The following is a 15,291-nucleotide window of genomic DNA, read 5'->3' on the forward strand; positions in this document are numbered from 1 at the left end:
GCAGCTTCCTTAGTGGTTGCAGCCTGGGCCGTGGACGTGATCGTCGTCATCACCCTCAACGTCGGCCGGTTCCATTTCCAGTTGCAGGCTCATCAGGTTGGTGGCCAGTGGGCGCATCAGCAGGTTGGCGTACTCGGCGTCGCCTTCTTCCACGTCCACACCGATCAGCAGTTGGCCACGGCCGTCGTGCTGAATCCAGACTTCCTTGCCCTGCCAGATCACGGCAACGCGGGTGCAGGAGGTTTGCAGCTGGGTGCCGTCGGTGTCTTCAAGGATCAGTTGCAGGGTATCGGTGCTCATAAATAGCTCTCGGCCGTGTGGCGTTAATTGATCTGGAAAGGATATACCGCGCCCAGTTTAAGGATTTGCGTCAGTTCATCCAATGCCGTCCGGCATTCAAGCAGCAATTGCGGGTCAGCCAGGTCGCTTTCGCGCAGGCTGTCGCGGTAGTGCTTGTCGACCCACTGGGTCAGCGTTTCATACAGCGGCGCGGTCATGATAACCCCTGGGTTCACCGCCGCCAGCTCGGTTTCGTTCAACGCCACGCGCAAACGCAGGCACGCCGGGCCGCCGCCGTTCTGCATGCTTTGCTTGAGGTCGAAGACCTTGACCTCGCGGATCAAACCACCGGCAGCGGTCAGACCTTGCAGATACTGCCAGACACGTGCGTTGGCGCGGCACTCTTCCGGCACGATCAACAGCATCGAGCCGTCGGCGCGGGTCAGCAATTGGCTGTTGAACAGGTAGGAACGCACCGCGTCTTCGACGCTGACCTGGGCACGCGGCACGCACACCGACTGGAAGTTGCCGCCCAGTTTGCCCAACTTGGCCTGCAACTCGGCAAGCATCGTCTCGGTGTTGAGGAACGCGTCCTCGTGATAGAACAGCATTTCGCCATTGCCCACCGCGATCACGTCGTTATGGAACACGCCGGCATCGATCACCGCCGGGTTCTGCTGGGCGAAGACCACACCAGCTTCCTTCAGGCCGTGCAGGCGGGCAACGGCCTGGGAGGCTTCGAGGGTCTGGCGCGCCGGGTACTTCTGCGGTGCCGGGTAACGGGTGTCGAACGCGCTGCGGCCGAACACGAAAAACTCCACGCCGGCCTCGCCATAGTCACGGCAGAAACGTGTGTGGTTGGCCGCGCCTTCGTCGCCGAACTGCGCCACCGCCGGCAACGCGGCGTGGTGGGCGAAGTGTTTCGCATCGGCAAACATCGCCCCCAATACGCGGCTGGTGGTCGGGTGTTCGATGCTGCGGTGGTATTTGCAGTTGAGGTTGGCGGCGGTGAAATGCACGCGGCCATCCGCCGTGTCGGCGCTCGGGCTGACGGTGGCGGCGTTGGCCACCCACATGCTCGACGCCGAGCAGCTGGCGACCAGCAATGGCATGGCGTGCTTGGCCGCGTGCTGGATGACCTGGGCATCGCTGCCGCTGAAGCCGAGGTTGCGCAAGGCAGCCACGTCCGGGCGTTCCTGCGGCGCCAGCACGCCTTGCACAAAACCCATGTCCATCAGCGCTTTCATTTTCTGCAGGCCCTGCAACGCCGCTTCCTTGGGGTTGGAAGCTTGCTGGCTGTTGCTCTGGGACGCGACGTTGCCGTAGGACAAACCGCCGTAGTTATGGGTCGGCCCCACTAGACCGTCAAAATTGACTTCATAGGATTTCATCGGCGAGGCTCCACGAACATCTGTTTTTATAGGCAATCTTCAACACACCCCGGGTCAAGTGTGGGAGGGGGCTTGCCCCCTCCCACCTTTAGATCAGTGTAATGCCGGGGGTGAGTGTGGCTGGCAGCACCAGGCTTGGGGTTTCCAGGGACGCCACCGGGTACGCGCAATAATCCGCTGCGTAATAGGCGCTGGCGCGATGGTTGCCCGAAGCCCCGACACCGCCGAACGGCGCGGTACTGGCGGCGCCGGTCAGTTGTTTGTTCCAGTTGACGATCCCGGCGCGGCTTTCCAGCCAGAATTGCTGGTAGCGCGCTTCGGAGTCCGACAACAAACCGGCGGCCAGGCCATATTGGGTGTTGTTGGCCTCGGCAATCGCCGCGGCGAAATCAGCGTAGCGGATCACCTGCAACAGCGGGCCGAACAGCTCCTCATCGGCGCGCTCGCTCACTTCGGTCACGTCAATGATGCCCGGGGTCAACAACGCGGCCTGAGCCTGCGGCTGGGTCATTTCCAGCAGCGCCACGGCGCCGTTGGCCAACAGCAGTTCCTGGGCGTCCATCAAGGCTTTCGCCGCCGCCAGGGAAATCACCGAGCCCATGAACGGCGCCGGTTGCTGGTCGAATGCACCGACCGTAATCGTCGCGCTGACCGCCACCAGCCGCGCCAGCAGCGCATCGCCCCAGGCGCCTTCGGGCACCAGCAAGCGACGGGCACAGGTGCAACGCTGGCCGGCCGAGATAAACGCCGATTGGATGATGGTGTAGACCGCCGCATCCACGTCGGCCACTTGATCCACCACCAGCGGGTTGTTACCGCCCATTTCCAGGGCCAGGATCTTGTCCGGGCGCCCGGAGAACTGCTGGTGCAGGTGGTTGCCGGTGCGGCTGGAGCCGGTGAAGAACAACCCGTCGATACCCGGGTTGGCCGCCAGGGCGATCCCGGTTTCCCGCGCACCTTGCAGCAGGTTCAACACGCCCGCCGGCAGGCCGGCTTCGATCCAGCATTGCACGGTCAACTCGGCGACTTTCGGGGTCAACTCGCTGGGTTTGAACAACACGGTATTGCCCGCCAGCAACGCCGGGACGATATGCCCATTGGGCAGGTGGCCGGGGAAGTTGTAAGGACCAAACACCGCCACCACGCCGTGAGGCTTGTGGCGCAGCACGGCGGTGGCGTCGCCCAGCGGGCCGCTCTTCTCGCCGGTACGCTCGCGGTAGCTTTGCACCGAGATTGCGATCTTGTTGGCCATGCTGGTGACTTCGGTGGCCGATTCCCACAGGGGCTTGCCGGTTTCTTCACCGATGCAGCGGGCAATTTCATCGGCGCGGCTTTTCAAGGCATTGGCGAAGGCTTCGAGCACGCCGATGCGCTCTTCCAACGAGCGCCGGGCCCACGCCGGAAACGCCTGGCGCGCCGCCTGCACGGCGGATTCGACCTGTTCGGCGCTGGCGCCATTGCCGGCCCACAGCACGTGCTGGGTCACCGGGTTGCGCGATTCGAACAACTCACCCTGGCCAGCCAGCCAGCTACCTGCGATATACAGCGAATTCATTATTTCGACTCCCGAGCAGCAGACAACGGTACGGCACGCACTTGATCGCCCACCACCAGCTGCAGGCGCTTGGCGGTCAACGGATCGACCACCAGCGTGCCTGCCGCCAGGCGGGCCGGTGCGGCGGTGATGCGGCACTCTTCGCGTTTGCGGTTATGGATCAGGAACGGCGTGGCGTCGTCGCCTGGCGTGCCGATGGCCAACACCAGCGACTGGCTGTCGCGCACCGCACGGATCTTGCTGGTCTCACATTCCACCGCCGGGCCGGCGTCGAAAATGTCGACATAGCCCTGGTAGCTGAACCCTTCGCTCTTGAGCATGCTCAGCGCCGGCTCGGTATCCGGGTGGACCTTGCCGATCACGTTGCGCGCATCCTCCGACAGGAAGCAGCTGTACAGCGGAAATTTCGGCATCAACTCGGCGATAAAGGCTTTGTTGCCCACGCCGGTGAGGTAGTCGGCCTGGCTGAATTCCATCTTGAAGAAGTGTCGGCCCAGGCTTTCCCAGAACGGCGAGCGCCCGGCTTCATTGGACACGCCGCGCATCTCGGCGATGATCTTGTTGCCGAACAACTGCGGGAACTCCGCGATAAACAGCAGGCGCGCCTTGGCCAGCATGCGGCCGTTGAGGCCGTTGCGGTAATCGGCGTGCAGGAACAACGAACACAGTTCGGAGTTGCCGGTGAGGTCGTTGGCCAGGAACAGCGTCGGGATCTCACGGTAGATATTCAGCTCCTGGGAGGCGCTGACGGTCAGGCCGACCCGGAAGTTGTACCAGGGCTCGCGCAGGCCGACGGCGCCGGCGATGGCGGAAATCCCCACCACGCGGCCTTCGTCGTTTTCCAGCACGAACAGGTAGTCGGCATCCCCGCGCCCGGCTTCGCCGCGGAAGGTTTTTTCGGCCCAGCCGACCCGGTGGGTCAGGCGCTCTTCGTTGGCCGGCAAGGTGGTCAGGCCGGTGCCGGTGCTGCGCGCCAGATCAATCAGGGCCGGTAAATCGCTGCTGCGTACGGGACGAACGATCATGCTATCTCCTCAGGCGGGCCGCCCGCTCAGGCCACCCGCAAAACTCTGCGTTAAACCGCAACCAAACGCACGCTGGCGCCTTCGCCGACGCCCAGGGCTTCGGCTGCTTCCAGGTCCAGGGTCACCGGTTTGCCGGGCGCGTAGTCCAGCTCCAGCAGCACCGCGCGGTAATCCTGCAACTGCGCGTTGCTCACCAGGTACTGGCGGCCGACACCCTTGACCCTCTCGCCGATCTTCACCGGCACCACGCGGCTCTGGGCGATCGAGCGAATGCCCGAGACCCGTGCGTGCAGCGTCGGGCCGCCGTCGAAGATGTCGATGTAGTGATCGGTCTCGAAGCCTTCGCGCATGAGGATGTCGAAGGTGATCTGCGCACGCGGATGCACCTGGCCCATGGCTTCCTGGGCTTCGTCCGGCAGCAGCGGCACGTAGATCGGGTAGTGCGGCATCAGCTCGGCGAGGAACGTGCGGCTTTTCAGCCCGCACAGGCGCTCGGCGGCGGCGTAGTTGAGGTCGAAGAAGTTGCGCCCGATGGCGTCCCAGAACGGCGAATCACCGTTCTCGTCGCTGTAGCCGACAATCTCGGTCACCACCGAGTCGGCGAAGCGCTCGGGATGGCTGGCGACGAACAACAGGCGGCCGCGGGAATTGAGTTCCGACCACGGCGAACCGACCAGCTCCGGCACCACATAGAAGCTGGTGAGCAGGCTGTTGCCGGTGAGGTCGTGGCACTGGGAAAGCACGTGGATCTTGTTGTGGATCTTCAGCTCGCGGGAGGCGTGGACGAAGGTCTCGTTACGGAAGCTGTAGAACGGTTCCGAGTAGCCGGCCGAGGCGACGATGGCCGAACAGCCGACGAGCTTGCCGGTCTCGGTGTCTTCGAGCACGAAGAAATAGCTTTCTTCACCGTTGAAACTGACCTCGGCTGCGAAGGACGCTTCGCTGGCGGCGATCTTGTCGCTCAGGCGTTCCACATCGTCCGGCAAGGAGGTGACACCAATCGGGCTGTCCGCAGCCAGACGCTGTACCTCGCCCAGATCAGCCATTTGCGCGGGGCGCATCACCAGCATGGTGTCACTCCTTAACTCGAAAAACTCATAGGAAAAAGTACCGGACAGGTCAGGAACAACACATATCCAATGTGGGAGGGGCGGTGCGACGATTCGACTTGCCCCCGATAGCGGTGTATCAGTCACCAGATGTATCAACTGACAGACTGCTATCGGGGGCAAGCCCCCTCCCACATTTGACCCAGTCCGACAGATAAATGTGTATCAGGCTTGGGTCAGTGTTTTAACGGCACGTTCGAAGCGATCCAGACCTTCATTGATGTCCGCATCCTCCACCACCAGGCTCGGCGCGAAACGCACCACGTCGGGGCCGGCTTGCAGGATCATCAGGTTTTCTTTCTCGGCCGCGTTGAACACGTCCTTGGCCTTGCCTTTCCAGGCGTCGCTCAACACGCAACCGAGCAGCAGGCCGAGGCCGCGCACTTCGCTGAAGATCCCGTATTGTTTGCCGATCTGTTCCAGGCGGGCCTTGAACAGGTCGTGCTTGGCGTTGACGCCGGCCAGCACTTCAGGCGTGTTGATCACATCGATCACCGCCCCCGCCACCGCACACGCCAGCGGGTTGCCGCCGTAGGTGGTGCCGTGGGTGCCGACCACCAAGTGCTTGGCCAAGGCTTCCGTGGTGAGCATCGCGGCAATCGGGAAACCGCCGCCCAGGCTCTTGGCGCTGGTGAGAATGTCCGGCACCACACCGTAGTGCTGGTAGGCGAACAGATGGCCGCTGCGGCCCATGCCGGTCTGCACTTCGTCGAACACCAGCAGCGCGTCGTGGGCGTCGCACAGTTCGCGGGCGCCTTGCAGGTAGGCCAGCTCGGCCGGCAGCACGCCGCCCTCGCCTTGCACCGGTTCCAGCACCACGGCGCAGGTCTTGTCCGACACGGCAGCTTTCAGCGCGGCCAGGTCATTGAACGGCACATGGGTGATGCCGGTGATCTTCGGCCCGAAGCCGTCGGAGTACTTCGACTGGCCACCGACGTTGACGGTGAACAGGGTGCGGCCGTGGAAGCTGTTAAGGGCGGCGATGATCTCGTATTTCTCACTGCCGAAGCGGTCGAACGCCACGCGACGGGCCAGCTTGAACGCAGCCTCGTTGGCTTCGGCGCCGGAGTTGCAGAAGAACACACGCTCGGCAAAAGTGGCGTCGATCAACTTGTGGGCCAGGCGCAGGGCCGGCTCATTGGTGAAGACGTTGGAGACGTGCCACAGCTTGTGGGCCTGTTCGGTCAACGCACCGACCAGCGCCGGGTGGGCATGGCCCAAAACATTGACCGCGATGCCGCCGGCAAAGTCGATCAGCTCGCGACCCGCCTGGTCCCACACGCGCGAACCTGCGCCGCGCACGGGGATGAATGCGGCAGGTGCGTAATTGGGCACCATGACCTGGTCGAAATCGGCACGTTGCACCGGGGCTTGCTCAACGGACATCGGAGTCTCCTGAAGAGGAACGCCTGCCTGGAACTGGCGGGCGATGCAGGGATTGTAAGGACAGTTTTCAGCGCGGCCTTGCCGCCAAGCGACAACTTCTTATAGCGCCAACCCGCGATTTTGGCGGGTTTACGCCAATGCGACAAATAGCATCGCAATGGCGCAGTTTAAACGCTACCGGGGCACAGCGGCAGGTGGTCGAGCAGGATAGGCGTAACTTGGCCGGCGGCCGGCTATCTATCTACCGCAGGGATCGCGCGAGTGAGATCAACCGCGTTCGGACGGCACCGACGACAACTCGAACGGGCTGCTGCTGCGTCGCTGGTTGCGGTCTTCGCGGGGGGTGGCGCCGAAGAAATTGCGGTAGGCGCTGGAGAAGTGCGGCCCCGAGGAGAAGCCGCAGGACAGGCCGATCTGGATGATCGACTTGCTGGTTTGCATCAGCATCTGGCGGGCCTTGTTCAGGCGCAGTTCCAGGTAATACTGGCTGGGGACGCGATTGAGGTATTGCTTGAAGATGCGTTCCAGTTGTCGTCGCGACACGCAGACATGCTGGGCGATTTCGTCGGTGGTCAGCGGTTCCTCAATGTTGGCCTCCATCAACAGCACCGCCTGGGTCAGCTTCGGATGGCTCGAGCCCAGGCGGTTTTGCAGAGGGATGCGCTGGCGCTCGCCGCCTTCGCGGATGCGCTCCACCACCAGTTCCTCGGACACCGCACCGGCCAGCTCGGCGCCGTGATCACGGGCCAGCACCGCCAGCAACAGGTCGAGTACCGACATGCCGCCACAGGCGGTCAGGCGATCGCGGTCCCAGTCGAACAGATGGCTGGTGGCGATGACCTTGGGGAAGCGCTCGGCGAAATCGTCCTGCCAGCGCCAATGCACGGCGGCGCGGTAGCCGTCGAGCAGACCGAGATGAGCCAGCGGGTAGACACCGGCCGACAAGCCGCCGATCACACACCCGGCGCGCACCAGTTGCTTGAGCGCGGTGCTGAGCTGCGAAGCGATCGCGGTGGGCGGTTCGTCGGCCAGCAGGAACAGTTTCTGGAAGCCTTCGAGCTTGCCGGCCCACGGCCCGCCGGGCAGTTGCCAGGCGCCATCGGTCTGCGGTTCGGCCTGCAGAAACGACAGCTCGTAGACCACCTCCGGATGCACCCGCTGAGCAACGCGCAAGGCCTCCTCAGCCAGCGCAAGCGTCAGTGCTTTTGTGCTGGGCCAAATCAGGAAACCAATTCGATGGGCAGTCATGGAGGGCTATCCGAAGCAAAAACAGTGAAAGAAGCCGTGGGCCAATGCTAGCCCGTAAACGAACACAAATCTCAAAAACGATGAACATCCAATGTGGGAGGGGCGGTGCGACGATTCGACTTGCCCCCGATAGCGGTGTATCAGTCACCAGATGTATCAACTGACAGACTGCTATCGGGGGCAAGCCCCCCTCCCACATAAAAGGAGTGGCTACTTCAAGCTGCCGGAGAGGAACTGCTGAAGCCGCTCGGACTGGGGATTGACCAGCACTTCGCGCGGGTTGCCGCGTTCTTCGACGATGCCTTTGTGCAGGAATACCAACTGGTTGGACACTTCACGGGCAAAGCCCATTTCGTGGGTCACCACCACCATGGTGCGGCCTTCCTGGGCCAGGTCCTGCATGACTTTCAACACTTCGCCGACCAACTCCGGGTCCAGCGCCGAGGTGGGTTCGTCGAACAGCATCACCTCCGGCTCCATCGCCAGCGCACGGGCAATCGCCACGCGCTGTTGCTCGCCACCGGACATATGGCCGGGGAACGCATCCTTACGATGGCCCACGCCGACTTTGGCCAGGTAGTGCTCGGCCTTTTCCCGCGCGTCCTTTTTCGACATGCCCAGCACATGCACCGGGGCTTCCATCACGTTTTCCAGCGCGGTCATGTGCGACCACAGGTTGAAATGCTGGAACACCATGGACAGCCGCGAACGCATGCGTTGCAGCTGTTTCGGGTCGGCGGCCCGCAGGGCGCCGTCTTTGCCGGCCACCAGTTTCAGCTCTTCGTTATTGAGCAGGATCTTGCCGGCGTGGGGCTGCTCCAGCAGGTTGACGCAGCGCAAAAAGGTGCTTTTGCCCGAACCGCTGGAGCCGATGATGCTGATCACATCACCCGCCGCGGCGGCCAGGGACACGCCTTTGAGCACTTCATGACTGCCATAGCGTTTATGCAGGTCTTGGACTTCAAGCTTGTACATGCGGTCGGTTCTCACAAAAACAGGTGGTCAGTCGTTGAGCAAGCGCCCGTGACGCAGCGCTTCGCGCCCCGCCACCTTGGCCAGCCAGAAACCCGCTTGGGCATAACGTAGCCGTTCAACGGCAAACAGCACCCCCGAAGTGCCGGCGCAGATGATGCTCACGCGGTCTTCCAGAGGGTCGATCACTTCAAAAACCGGCTCGCCGGCGTCCACCCAGTCACCGGCTTTACGCAGGTAACTGATCACGCCAGCGTGGGGTGCAAACAGCAATTCGGTGCCTTCGAAGGGCACGCCTTCGCAGGGTTCGTGACGTGGCGCCGGCCACTCACCTTTAATCAGGCCCTGCTCGGCGAGGAACGCGAGGATGCCTTCGGCGTGGAAGATCGCTTCGTCGCGGCCGGTATCGGCCTGGCCGCCCAGTTCCAGGGTGGTCGCCAGGCACGCCAGCGGAATCTGCGCCTCGGGGAACGCCCGCGACACACGCAGCCAGGGCAGCGAGCAGGCTTCATCGAACGAGCTGCCGCCGGAGTCTTCCGCCAGCAGCCCGACTTTCACGTTCAAATGCGCCGACAGCGACCGCCACTGCGGCCAATGCTGGGGCAGCGCGTACATGTGCAGCGCGGCTTCGGCGTCGCAATGCAGGTCGAGGACGATGTCTGCGCTGCAGGCGTGGCTCAGCAGCACCCGCTGCATGCCTTGCAACTGGCTGGCCGGCGCGGGCAGCGCGTCGAGCGTATCGCGCATCGCCTGGCGGATCACGCGCACGTTGGCATGGGGATCATCGCCGAGCTTGCCGTGCAGTTGTGCGATCAGCGGCTCGCTCAACTCGACGAAATCGCGGTTGAAATTCTTGCCGCTGCCAATCTCGAAACGCCCTTGATGGCTGCCTTGCAACAGCTGGCCCAGACCCATCGGGTTGGCCACCGGCACCAGCTCGATCACGCCGTTGAGCGCGCCTTGCTGTTCCAGTTCGGTCAGGCGCTTTTTCAGCTCCCACGCGGCACGCATCCCCGGCAGTTCATCGGCGTGCAGGCTGGCCTGGATGTAGGCCTTGCGCTCGCCGCTGCCGAAACGGAACACGCTCAGTTGGCGCTCGCAACCCAGGTGGCCCCAGGGCAACAGGTGATCGATACGTTCCATATCAGTGCTTCCGTGGAGCCAGGTAGCTCAGCCAGCGGCGCTCGGCCAACTTGAACAGGCGCACCAGGATGAAGGTCAGGCACAGGTAGAACGCGCCGGCGGTGATATACGCTTCGAACGGCAGGTAGAACTGTGCGTTCACCGTGCGCGCGGCGCCGGTGATGTCGATCAGGGTGACGATGGATGCCAGGCTGGTGGTCTGCAGCATCATGATCACTTCGTTGCTGTACTGCGGCAGCGCCCGGCGCAGGGCCGATGGCAGCAGGATGCGGCGGTACAGCTTGTAGCGCGACATGCCCATGGCCTTGGCCGCTTCGATCTCGCCGTTGGGGGTGGCCTTGAGGCTCCCGGCGATGATTTCGGCGGTGTAGGCGCTGGTGTTGATCGCAAAGGCCAGGCACGCGCAGAACGTGGCGCTGGACAACAGCGGCCACAGGAAGCTCTCGCGCACCGCCTGGAACTGGGCCAGGCCGTAGTAGATCAAGAACAGCTGCACCAGCATCGGTGTGCCGCGGATCACATAGGTGTAGAGCCAGGCCGCGCCGTTGACGATCGGCTGCTTGGACACCCGCATCAAGCCCAGGGGCAAGGCGGCGAGCAGGCCGAAGAACAGCGAGATGGCGAGCAGTTTCAGGGTGGTCAGCAAGCCGCCGAGGTACAGCGGCATGGCGTCCCAGATGACGTTGTAGTCGAAGATCATAGATCAGCCGCCCTTACGCCTACCGAGTAGCGCTTCTCAAGATGACGCAAGGCCAGCAACGATACGCTGGTGATCACCAGGTACATCGCCGCCACTGCGAGGAAGAAGGTAAAAGGCTCGCGGGTGGCATCCGCCGCCTGCTTGGCCTTGAACATCATGTCTTGCAGGCCCACCACCGAAATCAGCGCGGTGGCCTTGGTCAGGACCAGCCAGTTGTTGGTAAACCCGGGGATCGCCAGCCGGATCATCTGCGGCACCATCACCCGGAAAAACACCTGGAAAGGGCTCATGCCATACGCCAGGCCGGCTTCGGCCTGGCCCTTGGGGATGGCCATGAAGGCGCCGCGGAAGGTTTCCGACAGGTAGGCGCCAAAGATGAAACCCAGGGTGCCGATACCGGCGGCCAAGGGGTTCAAGTCGATATAGTCGTCATAGCCGAGCATCGGCGCGACGCGGTTGAGCAGGTCCTGACCGCCGTAGAAAATCAGCAGGATCAGCACCAGGTCGGGAATCCCACGGATCACCGTGGAGTACAAGTCACCCAGCCAGGCCAACCAGCGCACCGGCGACAGGCGTAACGCGACCCCGATCAGACCCAGAACGATGGCCAAGGCCATGGACGACAAGGCGAGCTGAAGCGTCAACCATGCGCCATCGAGGATGACGGCCCCGTAGCCTTTCAACATGATTCAGGTCCTCGAAAAGGGGGATGAAAAAATGGCGCAAACCTCAGGAATTCTGTTGCTTGCGCCATTCTGGACAGACCGCTGCGACGATTTACTTGGCGTCTGGGCCGTAAATATCGAAGTTGAAGTACTTGTCCTGGATAGCCTTGTACTTGCCGTTGGCACGAATCGCAGTGATCGCAGCGTTGATGCGGTCCAGGTTTTCCTTGTCGCCTTTACGTACCGCGATACCGATGCCATCGCCGAAGTATTTGCTATCGGTAAAGGCCGGGCCGGTGAACGCGTAGCCTTTACCCGCAGCCGTATCGAGGAAACCTTCCTGCAACAGGGTGGCGTCAGCCACGGTGCCGTCGAGGCGACCGGCTTCCACGTCCAGGTAGATTTCGTTCTGCGAGCTGTAAGGAACAACCGTGGCACCTTTAGGCGCCAGTACTTCCTTGGCGAAACGGTCGTGGATCGAACCGCGCTGCACGCCGATCTTCTTGCCTTTCAACTCATCCAGGCTGTCGCTGACGGCCGTGCCTTCCTTCAACACCAGGCGCGCCGGGGTCAGGTAGTAGCGGTTGGTGAAGTCCACGGACTTCTTGCGGTCGTCGGTGATGGACATGGACGACAGGATCGCGTCGATCTTGCGCACTTTCAGCGCGGGGATCAGGCCGTCGAACTCTTGCTCGACCCAAGTACACTTGACCTTCATCTCTTCGCACAGAGCGTTGCCGATGTCGTAGTCAAAACCGACGATGTTGCCATCCGGCGCCTTCGAGGCAAACGGAGGGTATGCCGCTTCGATACCAATTTTCAGAGGCTTGCCTTCAGCGAAAGCCTGCATGGACAGCACGGACAGCGCCAGGGCGCCCAACAGCACGAGTTTCTTCATCTTGGGACTCCATCGGTATAGGGCAAAACAGCAGTATGAGCCATGGCCCACGATGCGACTGAGTGAAACCGAATAGCGGTGCTGCGTCCTACGCCGATTCAACAGCGGCGACGACGAGCGAGTGATCGGCATTCTAACGACAGGCCGGAAGCCGATATTTCCTCAATGCGACAACAATTTACAGAAGCACCGAGAAAGCGGTTCCAGCACATTGACAGTCCCTGTTTTTTATGCAGAGACAAAAGATATTAAACCTGTTGATACTGCAAATAGCGGGCCTATTATTCGCAAACCCTTCTAGCACGGCAAGTCTGGCGTTTAATCTAATACTGGGAGCTGTCTAAAACGCGGCTTTTCGGTGCAAACCCGTAGCACTTTGCCTCATGTTCGGGCGAAGGGTTACACATTTGCGCCGCTCGGTAACATTCAGAAACGTCCTGACGAAGAAGTCGATATTTATTGGCCTGGGGTTATGCAGGTCCATGTGGGAGGGGCGGTGCGACGATTCGACTTGCCCCCGATGGCGGTCTTCAGCCAACTGATCAGTGACTGATCCACCGCCATCGGGGGCAAGCCCCCTCCCACATGGGATCTTCAGTGGTTTTGAGAGACCACAAACATGGGATCTTCAGTGGCTTCGAGAGACCACAAACATGGGATCTTCAGTGGTTTTGAGAGACCACAAACATGGGATCTTCAGTGGCTTCGAGAGACCACAAACATGGGATCTTCAGTGGTTTTGAGAGACCACAAAAAAGCCCCACCCGGCTCACGCCGAATGGGGCTCTGTCCCACCTACCCGTCTTACGCGACGTTCATGGTCTTGTGGGTCTCAATCAAATGCGCCACCACACTTGGGTCGGCCAGGGTGGAGATATCGCCCAAGCCATCGTACTCAGCCGTGGCAATCTTGCGCAGGATACGTCGCATGATTTTGCCCGACCGCGTCTTCGGCAAGCCCGGTGCCCACTGGATCACGTCCGGCGAAGCGATCGGCCCGATTTCCTTGCGCACCCAGTTCTTCAGTTCCAGACGCAGCGCTTCGGTCGGTTCTTCACCATTTTTCAGGGTGACATACACATAGATGCCCTGGCCTTTGATGTCGTGCGGCACACCCACCACCGCCGCTTCGGCGACTTTCGGGTGGGCGACCATGGCGCTTTCGATCTCGGCGGTCCCCATACGGTGGCCGGACACGTTCAACACGTCATCCACACGGCCGGTGATCCACCAGTAGCCATCTTCATCGCGACGGGCGCCGTCACCGGTGAAGTACATGCCCCGGAAGGTCTTGAAGTAGGTATCGACGAAACGGTCATGGTCGCCGTACAGGGTACGGGCCTGGCCTGGCCACGAATCGAGGATCACCAGGTTGCCTTCGGCAGGGCCTTCGATGATGTTGCCCAGGTTATCCACCAAGGCCGGCACCACGCCGAAGAACGGCCGCGCCGCCGAACCCGGCTTGAGCGCATGGGCGCCCGGTAGCGGGCTCATCAGGGTGGCGCCGGTCTCGGTCTGCCACCAGGTATCGACGATCGGGCAACGGGATTGGCCGACGTTCTTGTAGTACCAGTCCCACGCTTCCGGGTTGATCGGCTCACCCACCGAACCCAGTAGGCGCAAGCTGCTGCCATCAACGCCTTCGCAGGCGGCGGTGCCGGAAGCCATCATCGCGCGGATCGCCGTCGGCGCGGTGTAGAGAACATTGACCTTGTGCTTGTCGACGATCTTGCCCACCCGAGTGATGTCCGGGTAGTTAGGCACGCCTTCGAACATCAGCGTGGTCGCGCCATTGGCCAGTGGCCCGTAGACGATATAGGTGTGGCCGGTGATCCAGCCGACGTCGGCGGTACACCAGAAGATTTCGCCCGGGCGGTAGTCGAACACGCGCTCATGGGTCAGGGCCGCATACAACAAGTAGCCGCCAGTGGTGTGCTGCACGCCTTTAGGCTTGCCGGTGGAGCCGGAGGTATAAAGGATGAACAGCGCTTCTTCGGCGCCCATCTCTTTCGGCGCGCACACGGTGCCCGCCACTTTCATCAGGTCTTCGTACCAGATGTCGCGATGCTGGTTCCACTTGATGCTGCCACTGGTGCGCTTGCAAACGATGACTTTCTGGACGCTGTTGGTTTCCGGGTTGGTCAGAGCGTCGTCGACGTTGGCCTTCAACGGAATCTTCTTACCGGCGCGCACACCTTCGTCGGCGGTGATCACCACTTTCGACTTACAGTCGATGATGCGACCGGCCAAGGCCTCCGGCGAGAAACCGCCAAACACCACCGAGTGGATCGCACCGATGCGGGCACAGGCCAGCATGGCGACCGCAGCTTCGGGGATCATCGGCATATAAATAGTCACCACGTCGCCGCGGTGTATGTCCTGGCCACGCAGGGCGTTGGCGAACTTGCAGACTTGTTCGTGCAACTCGCGGTAGGTGATGGTGCGGCTGTCGGCAGGGTCATCGCCCTCCCAGATGATCGCCGCCTGGTCGCCGCGCTCGGCGAGGTGACGGTCCAGGCAGTTGTAGGAAACGTTCAAGGTGCCATCGGCAAACCACTTGATGTCGACATGGTGATCGTCGAATGAGGTCTGCTTCACCGTGGTGAAAGGCTTGATCCAGTCAAGACGCTTGGCTTGCTCACGCCAGAAACCATCGGGGTTGACCACCGACTGCTGGTACATGGCCTTGTAGGTCGCCTCGTCAGTCAGCGTGTTGGCTACTGTTTCGGGGCGAACGGGGTACAGGGAAGCCGCACTCATCTTTCTTACCTCGGTGAAATAGTTGTTTTTGTATGACCCCAGTTGTAGCCGGGGTCAGCCTATAGAACCATTCGACGATGGTAGTAACAAGACCCTACAAATTGCCCTGTTATCTCCTTCCCCCCTCTGGCCCGTAGCCTGCGGCGCTTGGCGGACACGT

Annotated in this window: 13 protein-coding genes; all 13 read right to left on the reverse strand. The window is 61.9% G+C overall.

Annotated features, from left to right (window positions below; genetic code table 11):
• Positions 1 to 9 precede the first annotated feature (9 nt).
• A complete protein-coding gene (locus PverR02_RS24330; protein ID WP_017849207.1) occupies positions 10 to 300 on the reverse strand; it encodes a hypothetical protein in 291 nt (96 codons plus the stop codon).
• A gap of 23 nt (positions 301 to 323) precedes the next feature.
• On the reverse strand, positions 324 to 1,670 hold the full coding sequence (gene astB / locus PverR02_RS24335; protein WP_017849208.1) for an N-succinylarginine dihydrolase: 1,347 nt from the start codon (positions 1,668 to 1,670) through the stop codon (positions 324 to 326).
• A gap of 88 nt (positions 1,671 to 1,758) precedes the next feature.
• Positions 1,759 to 3,228, reverse strand: a complete 1,470-nt coding sequence (astD, locus tag PverR02_RS24340) for a succinylglutamate-semialdehyde dehydrogenase (RefSeq protein WP_165933344.1) — start codon at positions 3,226 to 3,228, stop codon at positions 1,759 to 1,761.
• Positions 3,225 to 4,250: an arginine N-succinyltransferase gene (astA, locus tag PverR02_RS24345; protein WP_017849210.1), complete on the reverse strand. Its 1,026-nt coding sequence runs from the start codon at positions 4,248 to 4,250 to the stop codon at positions 3,225 to 3,227. The genes astD and astA overlap by 4 nt, the downstream gene beginning before the upstream one ends.
• 50 nt (positions 4,251 to 4,300) lie before the next feature.
• The gene (gene aruF, locus PverR02_RS24350; protein ID WP_017849211.1) at positions 4,301 to 5,320 is read right to left on the reverse strand and encodes an arginine/ornithine succinyltransferase subunit alpha; all 1,020 of its coding nucleotides are present in this window, start codon (positions 5,318 to 5,320) and stop codon (positions 4,301 to 4,303) included.
• Between the two features lie 204 nt (positions 5,321 to 5,524).
• Entirely contained in the window at positions 5,525 to 6,745 is a 1,221-nt protein-coding gene (locus tag PverR02_RS24355) for an aspartate aminotransferase family protein (RefSeq protein ID WP_046382325.1), read from the reverse strand.
• A gap of 267 nt (positions 6,746 to 7,012) precedes the next feature.
• The gene (locus tag PverR02_RS24360) at positions 7,013 to 7,993 is read right to left on the reverse strand and encodes a GlxA family transcriptional regulator (protein WP_017849213.1); all 981 of its coding nucleotides are present in this window, start codon (positions 7,991 to 7,993) and stop codon (positions 7,013 to 7,015) included.
• A gap of 210 nt (positions 7,994 to 8,203) precedes the next feature.
• Entirely contained in the window at positions 8,204 to 8,968 is a 765-nt protein-coding gene (locus PverR02_RS24365; protein WP_046382323.1) for an ABC transporter ATP-binding protein, read from the reverse strand.
• A 27-nt stretch (positions 8,969 to 8,995) separates the two neighbouring features.
• On the reverse strand, positions 8,996 to 10,108 hold the full coding sequence (locus PverR02_RS24370) for a succinylglutamate desuccinylase/aspartoacylase family protein (RefSeq protein WP_046487296.1): 1,113 nt from the start codon (positions 10,106 to 10,108) through the stop codon (positions 8,996 to 8,998).
• 1 nt (position 10,109) lies between these two features.
• Positions 10,110 to 10,808: an ABC transporter permease gene (locus PverR02_RS24375; protein ID WP_017849216.1), complete on the reverse strand. Its 699-nt coding sequence runs from the start codon at positions 10,806 to 10,808 to the stop codon at positions 10,110 to 10,112.
• Positions 10,805 to 11,494: an ABC transporter permease gene (locus PverR02_RS24380; RefSeq protein WP_010566615.1), complete on the reverse strand. Its 690-nt coding sequence runs from the start codon at positions 11,492 to 11,494 to the stop codon at positions 10,805 to 10,807. Before PverR02_RS24380 ends, PverR02_RS24375 begins: the two co-directional genes overlap by 4 nt.
• Before the next feature lie 91 nt (positions 11,495 to 11,585).
• Positions 11,586 to 12,371, reverse strand: coding sequence for an ABC transporter substrate-binding protein (locus PverR02_RS24385; protein WP_079444550.1), 786 nt, complete (start codon positions 12,369 to 12,371; stop codon positions 11,586 to 11,588).
• 804 nt (positions 12,372 to 13,175) lie between these two features.
• The gene (acs, locus tag PverR02_RS24390; protein WP_017849218.1) at positions 13,176 to 15,131 is read right to left on the reverse strand and encodes an acetate--CoA ligase; all 1,956 of its coding nucleotides are present in this window, start codon (positions 15,129 to 15,131) and stop codon (positions 13,176 to 13,178) included.
• Positions 15,132 to 15,291 lie beyond the last annotated feature (160 nt).

The organism is Pseudomonas veronii, from assembly GCF_002028325.1.
Classification (GTDB): Bacteria; Pseudomonadota; Gammaproteobacteria; order Pseudomonadales; family Pseudomonadaceae; genus Aquipseudomonas; species Aquipseudomonas veronii.